The sequence below is a fragment of the Streptomyces sp. PTY087I2 genome (assembly GCF_001687325.1).
GTDB lineage: Bacteria > Actinomycetota > Actinomycetes > Streptomycetales > Streptomycetaceae > Streptomyces.
On the sequence record NZ_LZRD01000007.1, the window covers coordinates 275187 to 299301 of the forward strand.

22 protein-coding genes and 1 pseudogene are annotated in these 24115 nt (G+C 71.9%); 7 read left to right on the forward strand and 16 right to left on the reverse strand.

The features are described 5' to 3' along the window. Nucleotides 1–9: 9 nt before the first annotated feature. The 11 genes from A3Q37_RS09970 to hisD all read right to left on the reverse strand — a co-directional run bounded on the left by A3Q37_RS09970 (nt 10) and on the right by hisD (nt 9218). The gene (locus A3Q37_RS09970) at nt 10–1266 is read right to left on the reverse strand and encodes an MFS transporter (RefSeq protein ID WP_065481019.1); all 1257 of its coding nucleotides are present in this window, start codon (nt 1264–1266) and stop codon (nt 10–12) included. 55 nt (nt 1267–1321) lie between these two features. After that, entirely contained in the window at nt 1322–1909 is a 588-nt protein-coding gene (locus tag A3Q37_RS09975) for a transcriptional regulator (protein ID WP_065481021.1), read from the reverse strand. Between the two features lie 66 nt (nt 1910–1975). Further along, complete coding sequence (locus tag A3Q37_RS09980) at nt 1976–3259, reverse strand: CdaR family transcriptional regulator (protein ID WP_065481023.1); 1284 nt, start codon at nt 3257–3259, stop codon at nt 1976–1978. A gap of 213 nt (nt 3260–3472) precedes the next feature. After that, nucleotides 3473–4228: an imidazole glycerol phosphate synthase subunit HisF gene (gene hisF / locus A3Q37_RS09985; protein WP_006123807.1), complete on the reverse strand. Its 756-nt coding sequence runs from the start codon at nt 4226–4228 to the stop codon at nt 3473–3475. Continuing rightward, the gene (locus A3Q37_RS09990; RefSeq protein ID WP_065481027.1) at nt 4225–4632 is read right to left on the reverse strand and encodes a RidA family protein; all 408 of its coding nucleotides are present in this window, start codon (nt 4630–4632) and stop codon (nt 4225–4227) included. The genes hisF and A3Q37_RS09990 overlap by 4 nt, the downstream gene beginning before the upstream one ends. Beyond that, nucleotides 4629–5354, reverse strand: a complete 726-nt coding sequence (gene priA / locus A3Q37_RS09995; RefSeq protein ID WP_006123809.1) for a bifunctional 1-(5-phosphoribosyl)-5-((5-phosphoribosylamino)methylideneamino)imidazole-4-carboxamide isomerase/phosphoribosylanthranilate isomerase PriA — start codon at nt 5352–5354, stop codon at nt 4629–4631. Before priA ends, A3Q37_RS09990 begins: the two co-directional genes overlap by 4 nt. Then, nucleotides 5354–5998: an imidazole glycerol phosphate synthase subunit HisH gene (hisH, locus tag A3Q37_RS10000; protein WP_065481029.1), complete on the reverse strand. Its 645-nt coding sequence runs from the start codon at nt 5996–5998 to the stop codon at nt 5354–5356. The genes priA and hisH overlap by 1 nt, the downstream gene beginning before the upstream one ends. 13 nt (nt 5999–6011) lie before the next feature. Next, on the reverse strand, nt 6012–6179 hold the full coding sequence (locus A3Q37_RS37185; protein WP_047176148.1) for a hypothetical protein: 168 nt from the start codon (nt 6177–6179) through the stop codon (nt 6012–6014). Continuing rightward, nucleotides 6176–6772: an imidazoleglycerol-phosphate dehydratase HisB gene (gene hisB / locus A3Q37_RS10005; protein WP_003969740.1), complete on the reverse strand. Its 597-nt coding sequence runs from the start codon at nt 6770–6772 to the stop codon at nt 6176–6178. Before hisB ends, A3Q37_RS37185 begins: the two co-directional genes overlap by 4 nt. Next, a complete protein-coding gene (locus tag A3Q37_RS10010) occupies nt 6769–7899 on the reverse strand; it encodes a histidinol-phosphate transaminase (RefSeq protein WP_065481032.1) in 1131 nt (376 codons plus the stop codon). Before A3Q37_RS10010 ends, hisB begins: the two co-directional genes overlap by 4 nt. Beyond that, complete coding sequence (hisD, locus tag A3Q37_RS10015) at nt 7896–9218, reverse strand: histidinol dehydrogenase (RefSeq protein ID WP_065481034.1); 1323 nt, start codon at nt 9216–9218, stop codon at nt 7896–7898. Before hisD ends, A3Q37_RS10010 begins: the two co-directional genes overlap by 4 nt. 221 nt (nt 9219–9439) lie before the next feature. On the opposite strand from hisD, the gene A3Q37_RS10020 reads away from it, so the two are divergent. The 4 genes from A3Q37_RS10020 to ybaK all read left to right on the forward strand — a co-directional run bounded on the left by A3Q37_RS10020 (nt 9440) and on the right by ybaK (nt 13624). Next, nucleotides 9440–11041, forward strand: a complete 1602-nt coding sequence (locus A3Q37_RS10020) for an oxidoreductase (RefSeq protein ID WP_065481036.1) — start codon at nt 9440–9442, stop codon at nt 11039–11041. Nucleotides 11042–11296: 255 nt separating this feature from the next. Further along, nucleotides 11297–12337, forward strand: coding sequence for a hypothetical protein (locus A3Q37_RS10025; protein ID WP_065481038.1), 1041 nt, complete (start codon nt 11297–11299; stop codon nt 12335–12337). A gap of 5 nt (nt 12338–12342) precedes the next feature. After that, on the forward strand, nt 12343–13107 hold the full coding sequence (locus A3Q37_RS10030; RefSeq protein ID WP_065481040.1) for an LON peptidase substrate-binding domain-containing protein: 765 nt from the start codon (nt 12343–12345) through the stop codon (nt 13105–13107). 16 nt (nt 13108–13123) lie between these two features. Continuing rightward, complete coding sequence (gene ybaK, locus A3Q37_RS10035) at nt 13124–13624, forward strand: Cys-tRNA(Pro) deacylase (protein ID WP_065481042.1); 501 nt, start codon at nt 13124–13126, stop codon at nt 13622–13624. A 123-nt stretch (nt 13625–13747) separates the two neighbouring features. Here ybaK and A3Q37_RS10040 read toward each other — a convergent pair whose 3' ends face one another. The 4 genes from A3Q37_RS10040 to A3Q37_RS10055 form a co-directional block, all read right to left on the reverse strand. Then, entirely contained in the window at nt 13748–14464 is a 717-nt protein-coding gene (locus tag A3Q37_RS10040) for an ABC transporter permease (RefSeq protein WP_065481044.1), read from the reverse strand. 72 nt (nt 14465–14536) lie between these two features. After that, entirely contained in the window at nt 14537–15379 is an 843-nt protein-coding gene (locus A3Q37_RS10045; RefSeq protein ID WP_065481046.1) for an ABC transporter permease, read from the reverse strand. A gap of 148 nt (nt 15380–15527) precedes the next feature. Beyond that, nucleotides 15528–16511, reverse strand: coding sequence for an ABC transporter ATP-binding protein (locus tag A3Q37_RS10050; RefSeq protein WP_065481048.1), 984 nt, complete (start codon nt 16509–16511; stop codon nt 15528–15530). 139 nt (nt 16512–16650) lie between these two features. After that, nucleotides 16651–17928 carry an NYN domain-containing protein gene (locus A3Q37_RS10055; RefSeq protein WP_176711387.1) on the reverse strand — a complete coding sequence of 426 codons (1278 nt, stop codon included), beginning with the start codon at nt 17926–17928 and terminating at the stop codon, nt 16651–16653. 326 nt (nt 17929–18254) lie between these two features. Here A3Q37_RS10055 and A3Q37_RS10060 point away from each other — a divergent pair, with 326 nt between their 5' ends. Further along, nucleotides 18255–18434 carry a hypothetical protein gene (locus A3Q37_RS10060; RefSeq protein WP_030086715.1) on the forward strand — a complete coding sequence of 60 codons (180 nt, stop codon included), beginning with the start codon at nt 18255–18257 and terminating at the stop codon, nt 18432–18434. A 105-nt stretch (nt 18435–18539) separates the two neighbouring features. Here A3Q37_RS10060 and dnaE read toward each other — a convergent pair whose 3' ends face one another. Next, nucleotides 18540–22079, reverse strand: a complete 3540-nt coding sequence (dnaE, locus tag A3Q37_RS10065) for a DNA polymerase III subunit alpha (protein WP_065481051.1) — start codon at nt 22077–22079, stop codon at nt 18540–18542. 203 nt (nt 22080–22282) lie between these two features. On the opposite strand from dnaE, the gene A3Q37_RS10070 reads away from it, so the two are divergent. Continuing rightward, the gene (locus A3Q37_RS10070) at nt 22283–23608 is read left to right on the forward strand and encodes a DUF2252 domain-containing protein (RefSeq protein WP_065481053.1); all 1326 of its coding nucleotides are present in this window, start codon (nt 22283–22285) and stop codon (nt 23606–23608) included. Between the two features lie 85 nt (nt 23609–23693). Next, nucleotides 23694–24115, forward strand: a pseudogene (locus tag A3Q37_RS10075) (hypothetical protein); the annotation flags it as partial.

The following is a 24115-nucleotide window of genomic DNA, read 5'->3' on the forward strand; positions in this document are numbered from 1 at the left end:
TTTACCGGGTCAGCGGGGCAGTTCCGCGCGGCGGAGTCCGGCAAGGGCGAGCCCCATCACGCCTCCGGACGCGCACACGGCCGCGCTGACCGCGAAGACCGGCCCGGTGCCCCAGAGGGCGACGGCGGCCCCGGTGGCGGGGTAGCTCAGCGGGGCGATGGCGTAGGTGAAGAACGTCGATACGGAGGTGACCCGGCCCAGGTACGCCGGGTCGGCGGCGGTCTGGACGAGGGCTCCGCACAGTGCCCCGGCCAGCCCGGCGGTGAGGCCGACGAACCCGGCGATCGCGGCGGCGAGGGCCACCGTGGGGACCTGGGCCAGGGCGGCGATGCCGATGGCGCCGACGAGCGCCATCAGGCACATCACGAGCCCGGCGCGCGGCACCCGGCCCCGGACGGCGAGGACGAGGGCGGAGCCGGCCGCCCCGCCGGCGAATCCGGCGACGATCCAGCCCATGCCGGCCGCGCCCCAGCCGCGCTGCTCGGAGAGCAGGATGAGCCCGAGGTTGAGCGGCCCGACGAAGCCGAGCTCGCTGAGGGCTATGACGAGCATCAGAGGGCCGAGCAGGGAGTGGCGGCGGATGTACCGGAGCCCGCCGACGAGGTCGTGCCAGGCGTTGGGGGTCTTCCCGGCGGCCGCTGCCTCACCGGAGGTCTCCGGCTCGGGCAGCGGTCTGATCCGCAGGCTCAGGAGCAGCGGCAGGGACAGGGCGAAGAGCACGCCAGCGGCGGCGAAGGCGAGCGAGGGGCCGCCGGTCGCCACGGCGACCCCGCCCATCGGCGCGCCGATGATCGAGGAGCCGCGCGCGGCCAGGGCCCGCAGGCCCTGGATCCGGGCGAGCTGGTCCGGGGTGCTGATCCGGGGCGGCAGCGCTCCGACGGCGGGCAGGAAGAGGGCGTCGACCGCACCGAAGAGCAGGGCGACGGCCACCAGAACGCCCACGGTGGGCGCGGTGAGGACCAGGATCGCGGCGAGCGCGAGGACCAGGACGGCGCGGGCGGCGTCGCTGCCGATGACGACACGGCGGGGCCCGAGCCGGTCCGCGAGCACTCCCCCGCCGAGCATGAGGAGGGCCCGGGGCAGGGAGCCGGCGGCGAGGACGAGGCCGGTGCCGGAGGCGCTGCCGGTACGGGCGGCGGCCCAGGCGAGGGCCATGAAGTAGACGCTGTCGCCGATCATCGACGCGGTGTACGCACCGAGCCAGCGGAGGACGTTCGGGTCGCGGTGTGCGGGGCGTTCGAGGGTTTCCACGGCGGGGGCGGTCATGGGTTCGTCCCTAAAGAGGTGAGGCGGTCCGGAGAGGCGGTGCAGGGCTCGGGGCTCACGGTCGGAAGGGGAATCCGTACGTGTGCAGGGCGACGCTCTCCCGGCCCTCCGTGTCGCCCGCGTCGTCGCGGGCGCGGCCCGCTTCCTCGTAACGGTCGATCAGCGCGCCCATTTCCCGGCTGAGGGCGGCCAGTTCCGCGGCGGTGAGCCTCAGGAGGTTCTCCGAGCTCCAGGAGGCGCTGCGCCATTCCGTGTCCCAGGTGTGCCGCGCTTCCTGGTGGGCGCGGTAGAGCTCGACGTGCTGGTCGAAGGACATGCGGTTGGCGGCGGCGTAGACGGCCGCCCTGTCCGGCGCGTCGTCGAAGTCCGAATCGCTGAAGGTCAGACCTCGGGAGGACGGCTGCCACCAGCGTTCCCGGCCGTCGGTGCCCTGGCCCTCGGCCGGTTCGATCAGTCCGTGGTCGGCGAGCTTGCGCAGGTGGTAGCTGACGAGGGAGACCGCCTCGTCGACCTGTTCGGCGAGCTGGGAGGCGGTGGCGGTGCGCTTGATGTGCAGGGCGCGGTAGAGCCTCAGGCGCAAGGGGTGGCCGATCGCCTTGAGGGTGTCGAGGTCGGAGACGCGGCGTCGTTCTTCACTGGGCATGACACGACCGTAGATGCACAGGAAAAGTTGCGCAAGAAGAATTGCACAATATTTGTTGTGGAGTTTTCAGGTGCTGCCGAGCAGCCGCCGCCCCGCCAGCGCGAGCGAGACCTCCACCGCGTCCCGGGGCCGGGTCAGACAGCGGCCGGTGAGCTGTTCGAAGCGGCGGAGGCGGTTGAGGACGGTGTTGCGGTGGCAGTACAGCCGCGCGGCCGCCCGCTGCGCCGAGCCGTCCGCGTCCAGCCAGGCGGTGAGGGTCTCCACGATGACGTCCCGGTCGGCGGGGTCCAGCCGGTCCAGCGGGCCCAGCACCCGGTCGGCGAGGGCTCCGGCGAGCGACGGGGACGACACGACCAGGGCGTCCGGGAGGTGCTCGTCGAGCAGGACGGTCCCCCCGGAGGCCGGGCAGGCGCGCAGCGCGGTCTCCGCCAGCCGCCGGGCGTCGCCGAGGGCGGCCAGGCCGTCCACGGCAGAGCCGATCCCGGCCCGGACCCCGGCCGGTACGTCCAGCGCGGCGGCCAGCTCGCTCAGCTCGCCGGGCGAGCCCGCCAGCGGCAGGATCGCGAACTCGGCGTCCTGGCCCGGATGCCAGAGCACCACCACCTCCGGGGCGGCAGGCAGCGTCAGCGCGGGGCGGGCGGCGGACCCGGGCCCGCGCGGGCCACCGGCCACCGCCAGCACCGCATACCGCCCCTGTTCCGGCAGCCCCAGCATCTCCGCCGCCTCCGCCAGGTCCGCGATGCGGGCGGTCCCGTCGAGCAGGGCGGCGACCATCAGGCGCTGGCGGTTCTCGCGGCGCCAGGACAGGCGTCGTTCGGCCTGCCGGTAGGCGTCCGCGACGACCGCGCAGTGCTCGTCGACGAAGTTCCACACATCGGCGGCGACATGGACGAGCAGCCGGATGTCGTCGGGGTCGCGGCGGGCGGTCTCGTCCACGAGGTCCTGCCAGACCATCGCGCCGCCCATCCGGAAGGCGTGCAGGACCGCGTCGAGCGGTACGCCCTGCTCGGCGCGGATCTCGCCGATCCAGCGGGAGGTGCGGTGGGCGGACTCGCGGAACTCGCGGGGCTGGATCAGGGAGCCGACGTTGTGCCGCAGCGAGTGGTGGACCTCCTGCCAGACCTCGGCCCGGTCGGAGTCGATCGCCGTCCGGTAGGCGGGCTCCTGGGCGTACAGGGCCTCGACGAGGCGGTCGGTGAGGGCGGGCAGCGACGCGACCAGGACCCGGGCGGCCCGGTGCAGCACCTCGACGGCCTCGCGGTCGGCCAGGGACCGGAAGCGGTGCGGCAACGGCGGTACCGGAGAGGGGCCGTGCAGCGCCCCGATCCGCGAACGTACGACCTGTGGCATGGCGGCCTCCACCGGGAATCGGCCGGCCGCGCGAGCGGCGGGCGCGGCGCACCGGCCCGGGCGGGGCGCGAGCGCGGCGAGACGATCCTGACGCCCGCAGAATGACATACCGCCCAGTCGGTACCTAGAGGTCTGCGCGGAACTCGTCATCACGGTCTCGCAACCCCCGGGGAGCGTTCGGCCCGGCGCCCCCGAGGGCACCGGGCCGAACGGTCAGCGGACCGGGTGACCCGCGTCCCGCAGCGCGCCCTTGACCTCGGAGATCCGCAGGTCGCCGAAGTGGAAGACGGACGCGGCGAGCACCGCGTCGGCGCCCGCCTCGATCGCCGGGGCGAAGTCGGCGAGTCGGCCCGCGCCGCCGGAGGCGATGACGGGGACGGTGACGTGCTTGCGTACCGCCTCGATCATCTCGGTGTCGTAGCCGTCCTTGGTGCCGTCAGCGTCCATCGAGTTGAGCAGGATCTCGCCCGCGCCCAGCTCGGCGGCCCGGTGGGCCCATTCGACGGCGTCGATGCCGGTGCCCTTGCGGCCGCCGTGGGTGGTGACCTCGAAGGTGCCCTCCGGGGTGCGGCGGGCGTCGACCGAGAGCACCAGGACCTGGCGGCCGAAGCGTTCGGCGATCTCGCGGATGAGGTCGGGGCGGGCGATGGCGGCGGTGTTGACGCCGACCTTGTCCGCCCCGGCGCGCAGCAGCTTGTCGACGTCCTCAGGCGTGCGGACGCCGCCGCCGACGGTGAGCGGGATGAAGACCTGCTCGGCGGTGCGGCGGACCACGTCGTACGTCGTCTCGCGGTCGCCGCTGGAGGCGGTGATGTCGAGGAAGGTCAGCTCGTCGGCGCCCTCGGCGTCGTACAGCTTGGCCATCTCGACGGGGTCGCCCGCGTCGCGCAGATTCTGGAAGTTGACGCCCTTGACGACCCGGCCGTTGTCGACGTCCAGGCAGGGGATGACCCGTACGGCGAGCGTCACTTCGCGCCTCCTCGGTAGGCCTCGACCTCGACCTCGACGACCAGGCTCGGGTCCACGAAACCGGACACAATGATCATCGAGGCGGCGGGGCGTACGGCGTCGAACAGCTCCTTGTGCGCGCGGCCGACCTCGTCCACGTCCCGGGCGTGCGTGATGTACATCCGGGTACGGACGACGTCCTCGCGGCCCAGGCCCACCTGCTCCAGCGCCGAGAACGCGACGTCGAAGGCCGTGACGGTCTGCTCGTACGGGGAGCCCGCGGAGATCTGGCCGTTGACGACCGAGGTGCAGCCGGCCACCAGGACGAGCCCGTTGGGAAGCTCCACCGCGCGCGAGTAGCCGAACCTCTCCTCCCAGGGGGCGCCGGTCGAGATCCGGCGCACAGCGGAAGCGGCGTCCGTCATACGGCGACCGCCTTGAGCGCCTCTTCCAGCGTGAACGCCTTCGCGTACAGCGCCTTGCCGACGATCGCGCCCTCGACGCCTTCGGGGACGAGGAGGGAGATCGCACGGAGGTCGTCCAGCGACGAGACTCCGCCGGAGGCGACGACCGGGCGGTCGGTGACGGCGCAGACATCGCGCAGGAGGCCCAGGTTGGGGCCTTCCAGGGTGCCGTCCTTGGCGATGTCGGTGACGACGTACCGCGCGCAGCCCTCGGCGTCGAGGCGGGCCAGCGTCTCGTAGAGGTCGCCGCCGTCGCGGGTCCAGCCGCGGCCGCGCAGGGTGGTGCCGCGGACGTCGAGGCCGACGGCGATCTTGTCGCCGTGCTCGGCGATGACCTTGGCGACCCACTCGGGGGTCTCCAGGGCGGCGGTGCCGAGGTTGACGCGGCGGCAGCCGGTGGCGAGCGCGGCCTCCAGCGAGGCGTCGTCGCGGATGCCGCCGGACAGCTCGACCTTGATGTCCATGGCCCCGGCGACCTCGGCGATCAGGGCGCGGTTGTCGCCCGTGCCGAAGGCGGCGTCCAGGTCGACGAGGTGCAGCCACTCGGCGCCGGCGGACTGCCAGGCGAGGGCGGCCTCCAGCGGGGAGCCGTAGGAGGTCTCGGAGCCGGACTCGCCGTGGACGAGGCGCACGGCCTGCCCGTCACGGACGTCGACGGCGGGGAGCAGTTCAAGCTTCGGCATTACAGCGTCTCGATCCAGTTGGTCAGCAGCTGGGCGCCGGCATCGCCGGACTTCTCGGGGTGGAACTGGGTGGCCCACAGCGCGCCGTTCTCCACGGCGGCCACGAACCGTTCGCCGTGCGTGGACCACGTGACCTTGGGGGCACGGATCTTGGCGTTGGTGACTTCGAGGGTCCACTCGTGCGCCGCGTAGGAGTGCACGAAGTAGTAGCGGGCCTCGGGGTCCAGACCGGCGAAGAGCCGGGAGTCCTCGGGGGCGTCGACGGTGTTCCAGCCCATGTGCGGGACGACGTCGGCCTTCAGGGGGCCGACCGTGCCGGGCCACTCGTCCAGGCCCTCTGTCTCCACGCCGTGCTCGATGCCGCGCTCGAAGAGGATCTGCATGCCGACGCAGATGCCCATGACGGGGCGGCCGCCGGCCAGCCGGCGGCCGACGATCCAGTCGCCGCGGGCCCGCTTCAGCCCCTCCATGCAGGCGGAGAACGCGCCGACGCCGGGGACGAGCAGCCCGTCGGCGTTCATCGCGCGGTCGTAGTCGCGGGTGATCTCGACGTCCGCGCCGACGCGGGCGAGGGCCCGCTCCGCGGACCGGACGTTGCCGAAGCCGTAGTCGAAGACGACGACCTTCTTCTGGTTCTCACTCATGACGTACCCGCTCTCAGTCCCACAGTCCCTGGATCCGCAGGATGCCTGCCACCAGGCACATCACGGAGCCGATCGACAGCAGCACGATGACGCCCTTGGGCATCCCCTGCTTGGCGAAGGAGTAGACGCCTCCGGCCAGGAAGAGGCCGACGACGATCAGGATGGTGCTGAGGCCGGTCACAGGGCGCCCTTCGTGGAGGGCAGGATTCCGGCGGCGCGCGGGTCGTGCTCGGAGGCGTAGCGCAGGGCGCGGGCGAGCGCCTTGAACTGGCACTCCACGATGTGGTGGGCGTTGCGCCCGTACGGGACGTGGATGTGCAGGGCGATCTGCGCCTGGGCGACGAAGGACTCGAAGATGTGGCGGGTCATCGTCGTGTCGTAGGTCCCGATCATGGGGGCCATGTTCTCCGGCTCGGTGTGCACCAGGTAGGGGCGGCCGGAGAGGTCGACGGTGACCTGGGCGAGCGACTCGTCCAGCGGGACGGTGCAGTTGCCGAAGCGGTAGATGCCGACCTTGTCGCCGAGGGCCTGCTTGAAGGCGGCGCCGAGCGCGAGCGCGGTGTCCTCGATGGTGTGGTGGGTGTCGATGTGCAGGTCGCCCTCGGTCTTGACCGTGAGGTCGAAGAGGCCGTGGCGGCCGAGCTGGTCGAGCATGTGGTCGTAGAAGCCGACCCCGGTGGCGACATCGACCTTTCCGGTGCCGTCGAGGTTGATCTCGACGAGCACGGACGTTTCCTTGGTGGTGCGTTCCACGCGGCCTACGCGGGGGCTCATGCGTCGTGCTCCTTCTTGAGTTCGCGTACCGCATCGAGGAACGCGTCGTTCTCTGCCGGGGTGCCCGCGGTGACCCGCAGCCAGCCCGGTACGCCGTTGTCCCGGACCAGGACGCCCTTGTCGAGGATGCTCTGCCAGACGGCGTGGCTGTCGTCGAAGCGGCCGAACTGGACGAAGTTGGCGTCCGAGTCGGTGACCTCGTAGCCGGCGGCGCGCAGCTCGGCCACCAGCCGGTCGCGCTCGCTCTTGAGCTGCGCGACGTACCCCAGCAGCGTATCGGTGTGCTCCAGGGCGGCGAGCGCGGTGGCCTGGGTGATGGAGGAGAGGTGGTACGGGAGCCGCACCAGCTGGACCGCGTCGACCACGGCCGGGTCGGCGGCGAGGTAGCCGAGGCGCAGCCCGGCCGCGCCGAACGCCTTGGACATGGTCCGCGAGACGATCAGGTTGCGGCGGCCCTCGATCAGCGGGAGCAGCGAGGGCCGGTGGCTGAACTCGCCGTACGCCTCGTCGACGACGACGATCGATGGCCCGGCGGCCTGGGCGGCGTCGTACAGGGCGAGGACGGTCTCGGCCTCGACGGCGGTGCCCGTGGGGTTGTTGGGCGAGGTGATGAAGACGACCTCGGGGCGGTGCTCCGCGATGGCGGCGCGGGCGGCGTCCACGTCGATGGTGAAGTCGTCGTTGCGCGGCCCGGAGATCCAGCCGGTGCCGGTGCCCCGGGAGATCAGGGCGTGCATCGAGTACGAGGGTTCGAAGCCGATCGCGGTGCGGCCGGGCCCGCCGAAGGTCTGGAGCAGCTGCTGAAGGACCTCGTTGGAGCCGTTGGCGGCCCAGACGTGGGCGGCGGTCACCTCGTGCCCGGCGGTCCGGGTGAGATAGCGGGCCAGCTCGGTACGGAGTTCGACGGCGTCCCGGTCGGGGTAGCGGTTGAGGCCGCGGGCGGCCTCGCGGACCCGCTCGGCGATCCGCTCGACCAGGGCCTCGGGCAGCGGATACGGGTTCTCGTTGGTGTTGAGGCGTACGGGGACGTCGAGCTGGGGCGCTCCGTACGGGGACTGGCCGCGCAGTTCGTCGCGGATGGGGAGCTCGTCCCAGGGGTTACGGGGGGTGGTGCTGCCGTTCGTCACTGCTGCGGGACCTTCCAGCCGAACCTTGCCTTCAACGCGGCGCCGTGGGCGGGGAGGTCCTCCGCCTCGGCGAGGGTCACGACATGGTGGGTGACCTCGGCGAGCGCGTCGCGGGTGTAGTCGACGATGTGGATGCCGCGCAGGAAGGACTGCACGGACAGGCCCGAGGAGTGGCAGGCGCAGCCGCCGGTGGGCAGGACGTGGTTGGAGCCGGCGCAGTAGTCGCCGAGCGAGACGGGCGACCAGGGGCCGACGAAGATCGCTCCGGCGTTGCGGACCCGGTCGGCGACGGCGGCCGCGTCGGCGGTCTGGATCTCCAGGTGCTCGGCGCCGTACGCGTCGACGACCTTGAGGCCGTCCTCGATCGAGGAGACCAGGACGATCGCGGACTGACGGCCGGCGAGCGCGGGCTCGATGCGGTCGGCGATGTGCTTGGTGGCGGCGACCTGGGGAATCAGCTCCGCCTCGGTGGCGGCGGCCAGCTCCTCGGAGTCGGTGACCAGGACGGCGGCGGCCATCGGGTCATGCTCGGCCTGGCTGATCAGGTCGGCGGCCACGTGCACCGGGTCGGCGGTGGCGTCGGCGAGGATCGCGATCTCGGTGGGCCCGGCCTCGGCGTCGATGCCGATACGGCCCTTGAGGAGGCGCTTGGCGGCGGCGACGTAGATGTTGCCGGGGCCGGTGACCAGGTTGACCGGGGCACAGTCCTCGGTGCCGTACGCGAACATCGCGACGGCCTGGGCGCCCCCGGCCGCGTACACCTCGTCCACGCCGAGCAGGGCGCAGGCGGCGAGGATCGTGGGGTGCGGGAGGCCGCCGAAGTCCTTCTGCGGCGGGGAGGCGACGGCGACGCCCTCGACGCCCGCCTCCTGGGCCGGGACGACGTTCATCACGACGGAGGACGGGTAGACCGAGCGGCCGCCGGGGACGTAGAGCCCGACGCGCTCGACGGGGACCCACTTCTCCGTGACGGTGCCGCCGGGGACGACCTGGGTGGTGTGCGTGGTGCGGCGCTGCTCGCGGTGGACGAGGCGGGCGCGGCGGATCGACTCCTCCAGCGCGGCGCGGACGGCCGGGTCCAGCTCCTGAAGAGCCTTCGCCAGGGCCTCGGCGGGCACCCGGACCGACTCGATCCGGACACCGTCGAGCTTCTCCCCCCAGTCGATCACTGCCGCGGAGCCACGATGGCGTACGTCCTCGCAGATGGGCCGCACCGTCTCCAGGGCGGCTTCCACGTCGAACTCGGCACGGGGCAGCAGGTCGCGCAGGGCTCCACCCTCGGGGAGGGCGTCGCCGCGCAGATCGATTCGAGAGATCACACGGCAATTCTCTCAGACCGTCCGGAGCGTCCGGTCGCCCGTATCACTGGCTGATACCGGTCGTCCGCACCACTGACTGATACGTGTCTCGGCCATGTCCGGCTGTCACTGCTGACCGCTGGCTTTCCCGGCGTCACACCAGGGCATAACGGCTCTACGGCATGTGTGCCCACGAGGGCACGGCGGCAGCGCTACAGCATGTGTGCACGGAGGGAGCGGCCGTGACCGAGCCGCAGGGAAGCGATATCCCGGACGGCCTCAGCGCAGCGGAGCTGGGCATGTGGCAGTCCTTCCGCAACGGGACCACCTACGACTTACGTACCTACGACACGACCCGCAACGACCCGTTCGCCCCGCAGGCGTGGGGGCCCGAGCGGAGCGTCGGCGCGCGCACGGTGGCGCGGCTGCTGCTGGACGGACCGCCGGCCCGGCCGGGCCGGGTGGCGGCGCTGAAGCTCCGGGGGGTGCGGATCACCGGGAAGCTGGATCTGGCGGGCGGCCGGGTCTCGCCGTACGTGGAGCTGACCGGCTGCCGTTTCGAGCAGGAGGTGGTGCTCCCCGAGTGCCATTTCACGACGCTGCGGCTGGTGGGCTGCGCGCTGCCCCGGCTGGAGGCGGCGCGTCTCCAGACCGAGGGCGATCTGCATCTGCCGCGCTGCCGGATCGACCGGGGCATCCGGCTGACCGACGCCCAGATCGGCACGGATCTGCTGATCAACCAGCTCAGCGTCGGCCCGGACCGGCACGGGCGGGCCATCGTCGGGGACGGCATGACGGTCGCGCAGGACCTCCAGGCCGAGATGATCGAGACCCTGGGCGAGCTGAGCCTGCGCGGCACGAAGGTGGGCGGTTCGCTGAGCCTGCGCGGCAGCCGGCTGCGCGCCGCGGAGGACCGGCGCGCGCTGAACGCCCCGCAGCTGACGGTGGAGCGCACGCTCTACATGACCGAGGCGTGGGTGAGCGTCGACACGGGGAACCAGGGCACCACTCCCCCGTACGGCGTGGTCTACGCCCCGACCCCGGCGCGCGGCACCCGCTCGCAGATCTTCGAGAGCAGGGGCGGGGTGCGGCTGGACGACGGGCGGTTCGGGGACGCGGTGGACCTGCACAAGGCGCGGTTCACGCTGACCCGGCAGGAGGAGCTGTCGCTGCGCCGGATCGTCACGCCGGAGCTGCGGTTCAACGCGGAGCGCCCGGAGGAGGGGCGGGTCGTGCTGAACGGCGCGAAGGTGGTGACCCTGATCGATCTGTCGACGAGCTGGCCGGGCCCCGGGGGCCTGGCGATGGGCGGTTTCGTCTACGAGAACCTCGTCCCCTACGGCCACTTCCCGCTCTCCCGGCGGCTGGAGTGGGTGCAGGCCGCGACCCCGGAGTACGTCCCCGAGCCGTACGAGCGGCTGGCCACGGTGATGCGCAGCTGCGGGGAGGACGCGGACGCGCGCGAGGTGCTGCTCGCCAAGCAGCGCCGCCGCCGCGAGACGCTGCCGCCCGCGGCGAAGGCCTGGGGGTACCTCCAGGACTGGACGGTGGCGTACGGCTACCGGCCGGGGCGGGCCGCGGTGTGGATGGCGGTGCTGTGGGCGGCGGGTACGGCGGCGTTCGCGCAGCACGCCCCGCCCTCGATCAAGGACGACGAGTCCCCGATGTGGAACCCCGCGCTGTACGCGCTGGATCTGCTGATCCCGGTGATCAACCTCGGGCAGGACGGCTACTGGCGGATGGAGGGCGCCTGGCAGTGGGCCGCGGCCGCTCTGGTGCTCGTGGGGTGGATTCTGGCCACCACGGTGGCTGCGGGGGCGTCCCGGATGCTGCGCAGGGGCTGACCGGGAAGCGGGGCGGGATGCCGTACGGGGACCGGCCCGGAAGCCTCGTCCGTACGTCCACGGGCGGCCGGCCCCTCGGTCCGGCCGCCCCTGCTCCCCGTGACCACTGGGACGGAAGAGGCCCCCGGGTGGATGCAATCAAGCCAATGACGGGCATTTCCTTTGCCCTTTCTTGACCAGGCCCGATACAACCCCTTCACTCGGCACAGAAGCTTCACAGCACGCCTCTGGCGCGGCCCTCACCAGCGCTTTTCAATGGTCTGCACCATGGCTTTCCTTCGCGCTCTGCTCAGTACCGCGCGCATGATCCGGCACAGCCCTCCGCTGTCCGCCGGACGGTCCGCGGATGACGCGGTGCTGCTCGACGCCCCCGACGAGCGGCTCTCTCCCGCGTTGGTCGCCGCTGCCCTGGGCGACTACGAACCGGCCGCCAAGCTGCTCGCCACCACCCGGGACGCCGCCGACTGGGAGAACCGGGACCGCTATCTCGGGCGGCTCGTCGCCTTCGCCCGCGGCCGGGACGGCTGGCTGGTCGACTGGCTGGCCGCCGCTCCCCGCGATCCGGACGCGCTGCTGGTCAAGGCGGAGCTGTCGGTCCGCCGGGCCTGGGAGTCGCCCGCCCGCGCGGAACGGCTCCGCGAGGTCGGCCCGCTGATCACCGCGGCCGCCGAGGCGGACCCGCGCGACCCGGTGCCGTGGCGCCTCGCCCTGGACCACGCGCGCGGCACCCACGCCACGCACACCGCCTTCGAGTCGCTGTGGGAACAGGCCGTACGGCGCTCCGCGCACCACTACGGCTGCCATGTGGCGGCGCTGCGCTATCTCTCGGCCGCCTGGTACGGCTCGCACCGCGAGTGCTTCGACTTCGCCGAGCAGGCCGCGGCGGATGCGCTGCCCGACTCGCTGGTGCAGGCCCTGCCCGCCCGGGCGGCCTTCGCGCTGCTCCTGGACACCCAGGCGGCGGGCCGGACCACCTCCGTACTGGAGGAGCGGATCGACGCGGCGGCCGATCTGGGGATCAGGCTCTCCGCCGCCTACCGGCCCGGCGATCCCTGGCCGGCCGAGGTCCGCAACCTCCTCGCGTACGTCCTGCTCGCCCGGGACCGCTGGGCGGAGGCGCTGCACCAGTTCAACCTGATCGGGCAGCACGCGACGTCGTTCCCGTGGTCGTCGGTGTCCGAGGACGCGCTCGGCCGGTTCCTGGACGCGCGGGACGGCGCACGCCTCCAGGTGGCCTCCCTGACCCCGCTGCGCGACCGGGCCGGTCACGGCCGCCCCAGGGGCCATTACGCTTGAGCGTTGTGACCACCGCCCGCCTTCCCCTTTTCCCGCTCAACGCGGTGCTGTTCCCCGGCCTGGTGCTGCCGCTCAACGTGTACGAAGAGCGATATCGCGCCATGATGCGGGAGCTGCTGAAGAGCGACGAGGACGAACCTCGCCGCTTCGTCGTGGTCGCGATCCGCGACGGCCGCGAGATCGCCCCGACGGCCACCGGCATGCCGGACACGGTCGCGACGGCCACACCCGCCGAGCGCGCCCCGGCGGACGGCTTCGGCCCCGACCCGATCCAGACCTTCCACCGGGTCGGCTGCGTCGCCGACGCGGCGACGGTCCGCGAGCGCGCCGACGGCAGCTTCGAGGTCCTGGCCACCGGCACCACCCGGGTCAGGCTGATCTCCGTCGAGACGGACGGCCCGTATCTGACCGCCGAGGTCGAGGACCTGGCCGAGGAGCCGCCCGCCGGGGACGAGGCCGACGAGGCCGGAGCCCTGGCGGAGGGCGTGCTGCGCGCGTTCCGCTCGTACCAGAAGCGGCTGGCCGGGGCGAGCGAACGCTCGCTGGCGACCGGCGCGGACCTCCCCGACGATCCGTCGGTGATCTCCTACCTGGTCGCGGCGGCCACGGTCCTGGACGTCCCCACCAAACAGCGCCTGCTCCAGGCCCCGGACACCGCGACCCGGCTGCGCGAGGAGCTGACGCTGCTGCGCAAGGAGACGGCGGTCATCCGGCATCTGCCCTCGCTGCCCGCGACGGACCTGACGCGGGCCCCCACCCACCCCAACTGACGAGGACCGGCCCCCGTTGGCGAAGAAGCCGAAGAAGAACCAGCCGGGCGGCACCCCCGCCACGGTCGCCCTGACCGCGGCGGGCACCGCGTTCACGGTCCACGCGTACGACCACGACCCGGCGTCCCCGTCCTACGGCGAGGAGGCGGCCGAGGCCCTGGGCGTCTCCCCCGACCGGGTCTTCAAGACCCTCGTCGCGGACGTCGACGGCACACTGACGGTCGCGGTGGTCCCGGTGGCCGGCTCCCTGGACCTCAAGGCGCTGGCAGCGGCGGTGGGCGGCAAACGCGCCACGATGGCGGACCCGGCGGCGGCGGAACGCACGACGGGCTACGTCCGGGGCGGCATCTCCCCACTGGGCCAGCGCAAGCGCCTGCGCACGGTACTGGACGCGTCGGCGCGCGCCCACGTCACGATCTGCGTATCGGCGGGGCGGCGGGGCCTGGAGGTGGAGCTGTCCGCGACGGATCTGGCGGGGCTGACGGGGGCGACGTTCGCGGAGATCGCGCGCGCCTGAAGATGTCCTCAATCGCCGGACGGGCTATTTATAGCCCCTCCGGCGATTGAGGAGCGGGGTCCGGGGCAGCGCCCCGGTTTCGGGAAGGGGCGGGTAGGGGAACAAGCCCGCCGCAGGCGCCCCCTACGCCGACCCGCCCCCACCCGCGGACGCCGAGCCCGACGCCCCAGGCCCCGCCAGAGGCCCCTGCACCGGCCCCCCGTAATACCCCCAGTCCGGCTCCACATCCCGCGGCCCGAACGCCGCCGTCAGCAGCAGATGAACCCCCATCGCCGCGAACGGCCAGGCCAACACCGCCACCCACACCGTGTTCAGCTCCAGCGGCGCGTCGAACGTCACGCCCTGTCCCGCCTCCCGGGCCCGCCCCACCACGTCGGACGACGGCCCCAGCCAGACGCCGACCCGCCACGCGATCAGCGAGGCGAGCAGCGCGCCCAGCGCCAGACCGGCGACCACGAGAACGCCCCCGCGGCGCAGCCGCCAGAAGACGAGGGCCGCCGAGAGCGCGCCGAAGCCGATGGCCAGCAGGACGAAGGTGCCCTCGGCCCCGATCGCCTCCTCGCCCTCGCTGTTCTTGAGGAAGACCGCCGTGTCGTCGGAGACCAGCGGAACACGCGGCGCGAGCCACAGCCACAGCAGCCCGAGCGCGATGCCCGAGACCGCGACCAGAACGGCGACGACAGCGGCCTGACGGAGCTCCGTGGCCATGTCCGGGTCGTCCGGGGCACCCGAGTAGGGCACGAGGTGGGAGCCCGAGGGCGGGGCCTGCCAGGGATCGTGGGGGCCGGGCTGGTGAGGCGGCGTCAGAGGTGCGGTCACCGTGCCATCGTGCCAGGCCACCCTGTGCGGCGCCTCACCGGATACCGCACCCGCCTCACGCGGCCGACCGCACCCGACGGAAGCCGCAGCCCCCTACCGTACGGCCGCCCGCCGATACGCCCACGTCGCCACCGCCAGCGAGAGCACCCCCACCGCCGCGCAGATCGCGAGGAAGAACGCGATGATCCCCCAGTCCGGGCGGGCGTCGAAGGACCGGGCCAGCGCCTCGACCCCGTACGTCGAGGGCAGCAGGTCACGCGCCCACTGCACCGGCTCCGGCAGCCGCTCGGCCGGCAGCACCCCGAGGAGCAGGGCCGCGGACATCCCCAGCTGGCCCAGCAGGGTCGCCAGCTCCGGGCGCGGGGCGAGCAGCCCGAGGGCTGCGCCGAGCCCGGCCAGGGCGGCACCGGAGAGCGGGATGACGGCGACCAGGACCCACAGATGCGTCATCGGCAGCTGGAACAGCACGCTTCCGGTGATCGCGGTGAAGACCGTGCCGGGCACGGTGAACGAGGCGTACGCGGCGGCCGCCCCGAGCACCACCGCGGCGGGCGGCACCGGCAGGGTGGCGTAGTGGTCGAGCCCGCCGCTCGCCCGCAGCTGCCCGAAGTACTGGGCGAGCAGGTTGAGCGCGACGAACGCGACGACCAGGACGCTGGATCCCGCGACCACAGCACGCGCCTCCGCACCCCCGTCCACGACGCCCCGCATCAGGATCATGATCCCGACGGACTGGAAGGTCGCCACGAAGAGCAGCGGAATCCGGGCGACGCGCGCCCGGGAGAGCTGGGCGCGGTAGACGGCGGCCAGCGAGGGCAGCAGCCGGGCGCGCGGGGCGAGGGGCGCCTCGACCGTACAGGCGGGACCGGAGCCGGAGGGGCCGGGCGCGGGCCGGGCACGCGTCCCCGCGGTCCTGGCCGGAATGATGCTCGTCACCTGAGGCCGCTCCCCCTCAACACATCCACAGACACATCCACCATGGCGAACCCGTCCGGCAGCACGTCCGGACCGTCACCCCTGTCGAGTACGTCCACCGCTCCCGACGCGTTCACGCTCCCCCCGACACGTACGCCTCTCACACCCCTCACCCCTTCACCAGCCCCTCGGTCGCGTCGCCGGCGTCTCCCCCGAGCGCGAGGTAGACATCCTCCAGGCTGGGGGTGGCCAGGGTGAAATCGTCGAGCGCGGCGAAGGCCGCGCCGCCCGTGACCGCGGCGACCGCGGCCCGTGCCTCGTCCGGCCCGAGCCGCAGCGCCCAGCGCCGTCCGGACTCCTGGGCGGACGCCCGCAGCGCCGCCACCTCGGGGACGTCCAGCGGGGCCCGCTCGCGCCAGACCAGCTCGACGCGGACCTCCCCGGCGACCCGTTCCTTGAGCCCGGCGGGGGTGTCGCAGGCGATGACGCGGCCGCGTTCGAGGACGGCGACCCGGTCGAGGACGGTCTCGGCCTCGATCACGTTGTGGGTGACCAGCAGGACCGTGGCCCCGCGCTCCGCCCGGCGGCGGTCGACGGCGGCCCAGACGGCGCGGCGGGCGACCGGGTCCATGCCGGTGGTCGGTTCGTCGAGGACCAGGACGGGCCGGTCGCCGACCAGGGTGGCGGCGAAGCAGGCGAGCCGGCGCTGACCGCCGGAGAGCTTCTTCAGGGGCCGCCCGGCGATCGCGGTGAGGCCCAGCTCCTCCAGGACGGCGTCGCGCTCGGCGCGGGCGTCCCGCACGGAGAGACCGCGCAGCCGGCCGGTGGTCTCGGCGGCGAGCGAGACGGTCAGTTCGTCGAGGGCGGTGGACTCCTGCCCGAGGTAGCCGATCAGCCGGGAGGCCCGCTCGGGGTGGCGTACGAGGTCGTGGCCCAGCACCTCGACGCTGCCGGAGTCGGGCCGCATCAGCCCGGTGAGCTGGCGCACCAGGGTGGACTTGCCGGCGCCGTTGGGGCCGAGCAGTCCGAAGATCTCGCCGCGCTCGACGTCCAGGCAGATGCCGTCCGTGGCGCGGACCTCGGGTGTCGCGGGCGCGCCCCGGCGGCCCCGGGTCGCGGGGTAGGTCTTGACCAGATCGCGCACCGCGCACACGGTGCCGGTGTCCCGCTGCGCCTGTGCTGTGCCCGTACTCACGAGGTATGAGGGTACGGGGTCACATGCCCCGGTTCGCGCCCGGGGCCGCTCCGCGTCGCCTCCCGGACGGACGGCGGCTCCCCCGTCCGCTCCCCGCCTACTCCCGCGCCTGCTCCCCCGCCGGTACGTGCTCGGCGGCGGCCCGTACGTCGATCTCCCGCCAGAAGCCGGCCCGGATCGCGTAGCGGTCGTGCTCGTCGATCTGGTCGTCCTTGTGGGCGAGGAGTCCGAAGCGGGCCGCGTACCGCAGGAGTTCGCCGTCGATGCGGTGCGGGATGCGCGGGTACATGGTGGAGAGCTTCTGGAGGTGGACGGAGTCCGGGAGGCGTTCCATCCAGCGGCGGGCGAAGACCTGGCCCACTTCGAAGGGGTCGCCGCCGACGGTGGTGATGTCCTCCTCCCGGTCGGCCCAGCGCTGTTCGGCGCTGGTGACCTGGGCGAGGGTCGGCAGGGACGCGGTCTCGGCGGGCTCGCCGAGGGCGCCGCCGCGCTCCACCCACCCCTTGTCGGAGGACCAGCGCAGCGTGGCGCCCGCGGGCTGGGCCGGCTGCTGGCGGTCCGGGTGGGCGGCGTGGGCGCGCAGCGCGGCCAGGTCCTTGGGGGTCGGCACGCCTTTGTGGCCGGTGGCGGCGGGCGTGCCGGTGGCGGCGGGCGCGCTCTCGGCCGGATCCGGTGCGCTCGGCCGGGCGGCGGCGGCCTGGGCCGCCTCGGAGGCGCGTTCGGCGGAGGCGGCGAGGGCGGCCTCGGGCAGCGGCGCGGAGAGGATCGCGGCGATTTCGGGGCGGGTCGTAGGCTGCGGGGCGCAGGCGCCGCCGAGGTCCTTGGCGCGTACGGCCTTGGTGATCCAGGCCCGGTCGAGGACGCGCCGTTCGTCGGCCTCGGCGACGAGGTCCTCGGACTGGTTGTAGTCGCCGTCGGCGGCCTGCACGGCCCAGAGGTGGACGGCGACCCCGTGTTCCTTGGCGGACATCAGGCCGGGCAGCAGATCGCCGTCGCCGGTCACCAGGACCACGTCGGAACAGGCCCGGTTCCTGGCCAGTTCGGTGAGCTCGGCGTGCATGGCGGCGTCGACGCCCTTCTGGGCCCACCGTCCGTCGCTGCGGGTCAGAGCGCCCAGCCGTACGGTCACCCGGGGCATCACGCGGAGCCGGCGGTGCTCGGGCTGGGGCACCCGGTCGGGGGCGCCGTCGAACCAGTAGATGCGCAGCAGGGGCTGCTGGGTGTCGGCCTCGGCCCGTTCGCGCAGGCCCTGGATGAGGGCGGCGTGGTCGACGGTGATGCGGGAACGGGCGGGCTCTCCGGCCAGCAGACTCGCGGCTGCGCCCAGCAGGTAGCCGGCGTCCACCAGGACGACGCAACGGTCCACGCGTTCCACCCTCTTCCAGAACTCGGGAACGGTTCGGCGGCCCGCCCCTCGATGACCGGGTCCGCTTGCTCAGGGTTTCCTTCGAGTCTGCCCGACCACGCAGGGGTTAACGGCCGGAACTGGATCATCGGCGTGGCGGATCCGGAAAGGAAGAGGAAAAGGAAGCGGAAAGGACGGGAGAAGGCGCATGGAAAGGGGCGGATGGGGCCCGCGGAACGGGGGCCACCGTGGAAACCGCTACGCACGGTAATGATCCAACATGCGGCGTTTGCGGCGCTATGTGAGTCTGACAGCGGTCCTGGCCCCCCAGGATTCCCCACAGGAGGCAATTCACCATGGCCAAGAACAAGAACCGCAAGCAGGGCAGCCAGCACGACCGCGCGTCCGCGTCGGAGCGTAGCGCGGAGCAGGCCAAGTCGACGGCGTTCGAGTCCCAGAACCAGTCGCAGGCGCAGGCCCAGGGCAGCCCGTCCGACGTGGCGCGCAAGCATCAGCGACGCTTCGGCCACAACTGACCCGTCGGCCGCTTGCGGTAGTGACAGGCGTTCAAAAGACAGCGAGAGGGGCGTCCCGCGCAGGCGGGGCGCCCCTCTCGTCGTTGTACGGATGATCCGCCCGGCTCAGCCGGCCAGGCAGGACGGGCCGAGCAGCACCTTCAGGTCGCCGAAGAGCGCCGAGTCGGCCTTGACCCGGTGCCGGTCCAGGCGCAGGACGGTGGTCTTGCTGGGGCCCTGGAGCTTGATGCGTACCTCGGTGTCGCCCCGGTGGTGGCTGAGCACCTCGCCGAGCCGGCTGACCATAGGCGGGGTGATCTTCACGGTGGGGATGGTGAGGACGACGGGTGCGTTGGTCCCGGCGTTGGAGATGTCGGGGACCTGCATCTCCATGGCGACCAGCCGGGGCACGTCCTCGCGCTTGTCGAGGCGTCCCTTGACGAAGACGACGGTGTCCTCGACGAGCTGGGTGGAGACCAGCTGGTAGGTGGCAGGGAAGAACATGCACTCGATGGAGCCCGCCAGGTCCTCCACGGTGGCGATGGCCCAGGCGTTGCCCTGCTTGGTCATCTTGCGCTGGAGGCCGGAGATGATGCCGCCGACGGTGACGACCGAGCCGTCGCTGTAGTCGCCGCCCATGAGCTGGGAGATCGAGGCGTCGGCCTTGTCGGACAGCACGTGTTCCAGCCCGAAGAGCGGGTGGTCGGAGACGTACAGGCCGAGCATCTCCCGCTCCTGGGCGAGCAGGTAGGCCTTCTCCCACTCGACGTCGGAGAACTCCACGTCCAGGCCGAAGCCCGGCTCGTCGCTCTCCTCCTCGCCCATGCCGCCGAAGAGGTCGAACTGTCCCTCGGCCTCCTTGCGCTTGACCTGCACCACGTTGTCGATCATCGGTTCGTGGTGGGCGACGAGGCCCTTGCGGGTGTGGCCCATCTCGTCGAAGGCACCGGCCTTGATGAGCGATTCGACGGTGCGCTTGTTGCAGACGACCGCCTCGACCTTGTCCAGGAAGTCGGGGAACGTGCTGTACTTCCCCTTCGCCTTGCGGGACCGGATGATCGAGTCGACGACGTTCTGGCCGACGTTGCGGATGGCGGTCAGGCCGAAGAGGATCACGTCGTCGCCCTGGGCGGCGAAGTTGGAGAGCGACTCGTTGACGTTGGGCGGGAGCACCTTGATGCCCATGCGGCGGCACTCGTTGAGGTAGACCGCGGACTTGTCCTTGTCGTCCTTGACCGAGGTCAGCAGGGCGGCCATGTACTCGGCGGGGTAGTTCGCCTTGAGGTAGGCGGTCCAGTAGGTGACCAGGCCGTACGCCGAGGAGTGCGCCTTGTTGAACGCGTATCCGGCGAACGGCACCAGGACGTCCCACAGCGCCTTGATCGCCTCGTCGGAGAAGCCCTTCTCCTTGGCGCCCTTCTCGAAGAGGACGAAGTTCTTCGCCAGCTCCTCGGGCTTCTTCTTGCCCATCACGCGGCGCAGGATGTCGGCCTCGCCCAGCGAGTACCCGGCGACGATCTGGGCGGCCTTCTGGACCTGCTCCTGGTAGACGATCAGGCCGTAGGTGAGGCCGAGGACCTCCTTGAGGGGCTCCTCCAGCTCCGGGTGGATCGGGGTGATCTCCTGGCGGCCGTTCTTGCGCTCCGCGTAGTTCGTGTGCGAGTTCATGCCCATCGGGCCCGGCCGGTAGAGGGCCGAGACGGCGGAGATGTCCTCGAAGTTGTCGGGCTGCATCTGGCGGAGCAGGGAGCGCATGGGCCCGCCGTCGAACTGGAAGACGCCGAGCGTGTCACCGCGGCAGAGCAGTTCGTACGTCTTGGGGTCGTCCAGCGGCAGGGAGAGCATCTCCAGGTCGATGCCCTTGTTGGACTTCACCATCTTGATGGCGTCGTCCATGATCGTCAGGTTGCGCAGGCCGAGGAAGTCCATCTTCAGCAGGCCGAGCGACTCGCACTGCGGGTAGTCCCACTGCGTGATGGTGACGCCGTCGGTGTGCCGGACCCAGACGGGGGCGTGGTCGACGATCGGCTCGCTGGACATGATGACGCCGGCGGCGTGGACGCCCATCTGCCGGACCAGGCCCTCGACGCCCTTGGCGGTGTCGATGACCTTCTTGACGTCCGGCTCGTTCTCGTACATCCCCCGGATCTCGCCCGCCTCGCTGTAGCGCGGGTGCTTGGGGTCGGTGATGCCGTTGAGGTCGATGCCCTTGCCGAGGACGTCGGCGGGCATGGCCTTGGTGAGCCGGTCGCCCATCGCGTACGGGTAGCCCAGTACACGGGCCGAGTCCTTGATGGCGTTCTTCGCCTTGATCTTGCCGTACGTGCCGATCATGGCGACCTTGTCGGCGCCGTACTTCTCGGTGACGTACCGGATCACCTCGACGCGCCGACGCTCGTCGAAGTCGATGTCGACATCGGGCATGGAGACGCGCTCGGGGTTGAGGAACCGCTCGAAGATCAGCCCGTGCTCGATCGGGTCGAGGTCGGTGATGCCCATCGCGTACGCCACGATCGACCCGGCCGCCGAGCCACGGCCGGGGCCGACCGCGATGCCGTTGTTCTTGGCCCACATGATGAAGTCGGCGACGACCAGGAAGTACCCCGGGAACCCCATCTGGATGATGATGTCCATCTCGTACTCGACCTGCTTCTGCCGGTCCTCGGGGACGCCGTTCGGGAAACGGCGCTTCATCCCGTTGCGGACCTCCTCCTGGAACCAGGTGACCTCGGTGAAGCCGTCCGGGATGTCGAACTTCGGCATGAGGTTCTTCGCCTCGAACATGCCGGTGGTGTCGATCTGCTCGGCGACCAGGAGGGTGTTGGCGCACCCCTCCTGCCAGGCGTCGGAGGAGTCGACGGCGTACATCTCGTCCGTCGTCTTCAGGTAGTAGCCGGTGCCGTCGAAGCGGAAGCGGTCGGGGTCCGAGAGGTTCTTGCCGGTCTGGATGCAGAGCAGGGCGTCGTGGGCGGTGGCCTCGTGGGCGTACGTGTAGTGGGAGTCGTTGGTGACGAGCGGCGGGATGTTCAGCTTCTTGCCGATCTCCAGCAGCCCGTCGCGGACCCGGCGCTCGATCTCGATGCCGTGGTCCATCAGCTCCAGGAAGTACTTGCCCTCGCCGAAGATGTCCTTGTAGTCGGAGGCCGCCTGCACCGCCTCGTCGAACTGGCCGAGCCGCAGCCGGGTCTGCACCTCGCCGGAGGGGCAGCCGGTGGAGGCGATGAGCCCCTCGGACCACTGGGAGATGGTCTCCTTGTCCATCCGGGGCCACTTCTGGAGCCAGCCTTCGGCGTACGCGTCGGAGGAGAGCCGGAAGAGGTTGTGCAGCCCGGTCTTGTTGGACGCCCAGATGGTCTTGTGGGTGTAACCACCGGAACCGGACACGTCGTCGCGCTTCTGGTGCGGCTGCCCCCACTGCACCTTGCGCTTGTGCTTGCGCGACTCGGGGGCGACGTACGCCTCGATGCCGATGATCGGTGTGACGTCCGCCTTCTTCGCCGAGTGGAAGAAGTCGTAGGCCCCGTGGAGGTTGCCGTGGTCGGTCATCGCGATGTGCGTCATGCCCATCTCGTTGGCCGCCTCGAACATGTCCTTGAGCCGCGCCGCACCGTCCAGCAGCGAGTACTGGGTATGAACGTGCAGGTGCGTGAAGGGCGGCTTGGTCACGGCGTCGGGCCTCCGGGAAGTCGGGCGATGACGGACGGGGGGACAGCGTGGAAGTCTACGACGTGACGGAGTCGGACGACGGGCACTCCCGGCTTCCGCCGAGCGTTGGAGAGGGAGGAACACGTGTCCGTTTTGTCATGCACTCGGTCACGTCGCTCCAGGGTTCGACGCCATACGCCAGCTATCGCAGGAGGCAGTAAGAAATGTCGGAAACGCAGACCGGCGCAGCGCGGCGCGGGGAGCAGATTCTCGCCGTTTTCGACACCGCTTTCGGGGAGTTGCTGGCCGCTGACCCGGCCGCCTTCCGGGTCAAGTTCCGCAAGATGGCGGGCTCGGCCTTCGCCTTCTACCGGGGCACGGCCTGCCTGTTCTACAGCGACCTGGAGCGGGAGCGGCACGGCGGCCCGTTCCTGGACGAGCGCACGGGCCGGGTGTGGATCCACGGCGATCTGCACGCGGAGAACTTCGGCACCTACATGGACGCCAACGGCCGCCTCGTGTTCAACGTCAACGACTTCGACGAGGCGTATGTGGGCCCCTTCACCTGGGACCTGAAGCGGTTCGCCGCCTCCGTGGCGCTGATCGGTTACGCGAAGGCGCTGGCCGACGAGCAGATCACCGAGCTGGTCCGGGTCTTCGCCGCGTCCTACCGCGAGCGGATCCACGCGCTGGCGACGGGCGCGAAGAACGACGAGGTGCCGCCGTTCACGCTGGACACGGCGGACGGCCCGCTGCTGGGCGCGCTGCGCGCCGCCCGTTCGCGCACGCGGTTCTCGCTGCTGGACTCGATGACGGTGATCCGGGACTTCGAGCGCCGGTTCGCGGACGGCGGCGGATCGGTCGACCTGGACGCCGCGACGCGCTACAAGGTGCTCGCCGCGTTCGACGGCTATCTGGAGACGCTGCCGGAGTCGAGCCTGACCCGCCCCGACTCCTACCGGGTCAAGGACGTGGTGGGCCGCCGGGGCATCGGCATCGGATCGGCCGGGCTCCCCTCGTACAACATCCTTCTGGAGGGCAACAGCGACGCCCTGGAGAACGATGTGGTGATCTACCTCAAGCAGGCGCAGACCCCGGCGGTCTCCCGGCACATCACGGACGCCGCCGTGCGGGAGTACTTCCAGCACGAGGGGCACCGCACGGTGATCTCGCAGCGGGCGCTCCAGGCGCACGCGGACCCGTGGCTGGGCTGGACCGAGCTGGACGGGGCGGGCCAGCTGGTCGCCGAGGTCTCGCCGTACGCGGTCGACCTGGACTGGTCCGACATCGACGAGCTGGACGAGATCGCGGCGGTCGTCGCGGACCTGGGCCGGGCGACGGCCACGATGCACGCGGCGGCGGACGACGAGAGCGGCCACTCGCTGGTGCCGTTCTCCACGGAGCGGGCGATCGACGCGGCCATCGCGGCCGACGAGGAGGGCTTCGCGCCGCTGCTGGTCGACTTCGCCCACAGCTACGGGGCGCGGGCGCGCGCGGACCACCAGATCTTCGTGGATCTCTTCCGCAACGGGAGGATCCCGGGCCTGTAGGGGGTGCCGTCGAACTGCCTGCCGGGCGAGACTCTCAGCCTCTTTTAAGGTCCGCTTACCTCCACGCATGACACACTTTCCGGCGATGGACATCTCAGGGACGCAGCTCAGGGTCGCGCGCGCGGCGGTCTTCGCCGCGCTCGTCGTCACCCTGTCCACGGCGTCCCATGTGCTGCTCTCCGGAGTGCCGCTGCCACTGACCGCGGTCGCCCTGCTGGCCGCCGCGGTCTTCGCCGTGGCGTATGCGCTGGCCGGCCGGGAGCGCGGCTTCGGGGCGATCGCGGGGCTGCTGGTCCCGCTGGAGCTGGCCGCCGACACGCTCTTCACCACGGGCCAGCATCTCTGTTACGGGGCGGCCGGCGGCCCGGTCGCGGGCCCGCTGCGCGCGGTGGGCTTCGACGTCCTGTGCGGCGGCGAGGTCGGCGCGGGCGGGGCCCGGATCGCGGGCGTCGGCGCGGTGGGCACCCCGCTGGCCGATGTGGCCGGTGCGGGCGAACGCGCGGCGGC

What these genes read in the sequence shown, in the direction of transcription:
- A3Q37_RS09970 (WP_065481019.1), bottom strand. Translation starts at nt 1,266, where the DNA reads ATGACCGCCCCCGCCGTGGAAACCCTCGAACGCCCCGCACACCGCGAC.
- A3Q37_RS09975 (WP_065481021.1), bottom strand. Translation starts at nt 1,909, where the DNA reads ATGCCCAGTGAAGAACGACGCCGCGTCTCCGACCTCGACACCCTCAAG.
- A3Q37_RS09980 (WP_065481023.1), bottom strand. Translation starts at nt 3,259, where the DNA reads ATGCCACAGGTCGTACGTTCGCGGATCGGGGCGCTGCACGGCCCCTCT.
- A3Q37_RS09990 (WP_065481027.1), bottom strand. Translation starts at nt 4,632, where the DNA reads ATGACGGACGCCGCTTCCGCTGTGCGCCGGATCTCGACCGGCGCCCCC.
- priA (WP_006123809.1), bottom strand. Translation starts at nt 5,354, where the DNA reads ATGCCGAAGCTTGAACTGCTCCCCGCCGTCGACGTCCGTGACGGGCAG.
- hisH (WP_065481029.1), bottom strand. Translation starts at nt 5,998, where the DNA reads ATGAGTGAGAACCAGAAGAAGGTCGTCGTCTTCGACTACGGCTTCGGC.
- hisB (WP_003969740.1), bottom strand. Translation starts at nt 6,772, where the DNA reads ATGAGCCCCCGCGTAGGCCGCGTGGAACGCACCACCAAGGAAACGTCC.
- A3Q37_RS10025 (WP_065481038.1), top strand. Translation starts at nt 11,297, where the DNA reads ATGGTCTGCACCATGGCTTTCCTTCGCGCTCTGCTCAGTACCGCGCGC.
- A3Q37_RS10060 (WP_030086715.1), top strand. Translation starts at nt 18,255, where the DNA reads ATGGCCAAGAACAAGAACCGCAAGCAGGGCAGCCAGCACGACCGCGCG.
- A3Q37_RS10070 (WP_065481053.1), top strand. Translation starts at nt 22,283, where the DNA reads ATGTCGGAAACGCAGACCGGCGCAGCGCGGCGCGGGGAGCAGATTCTC.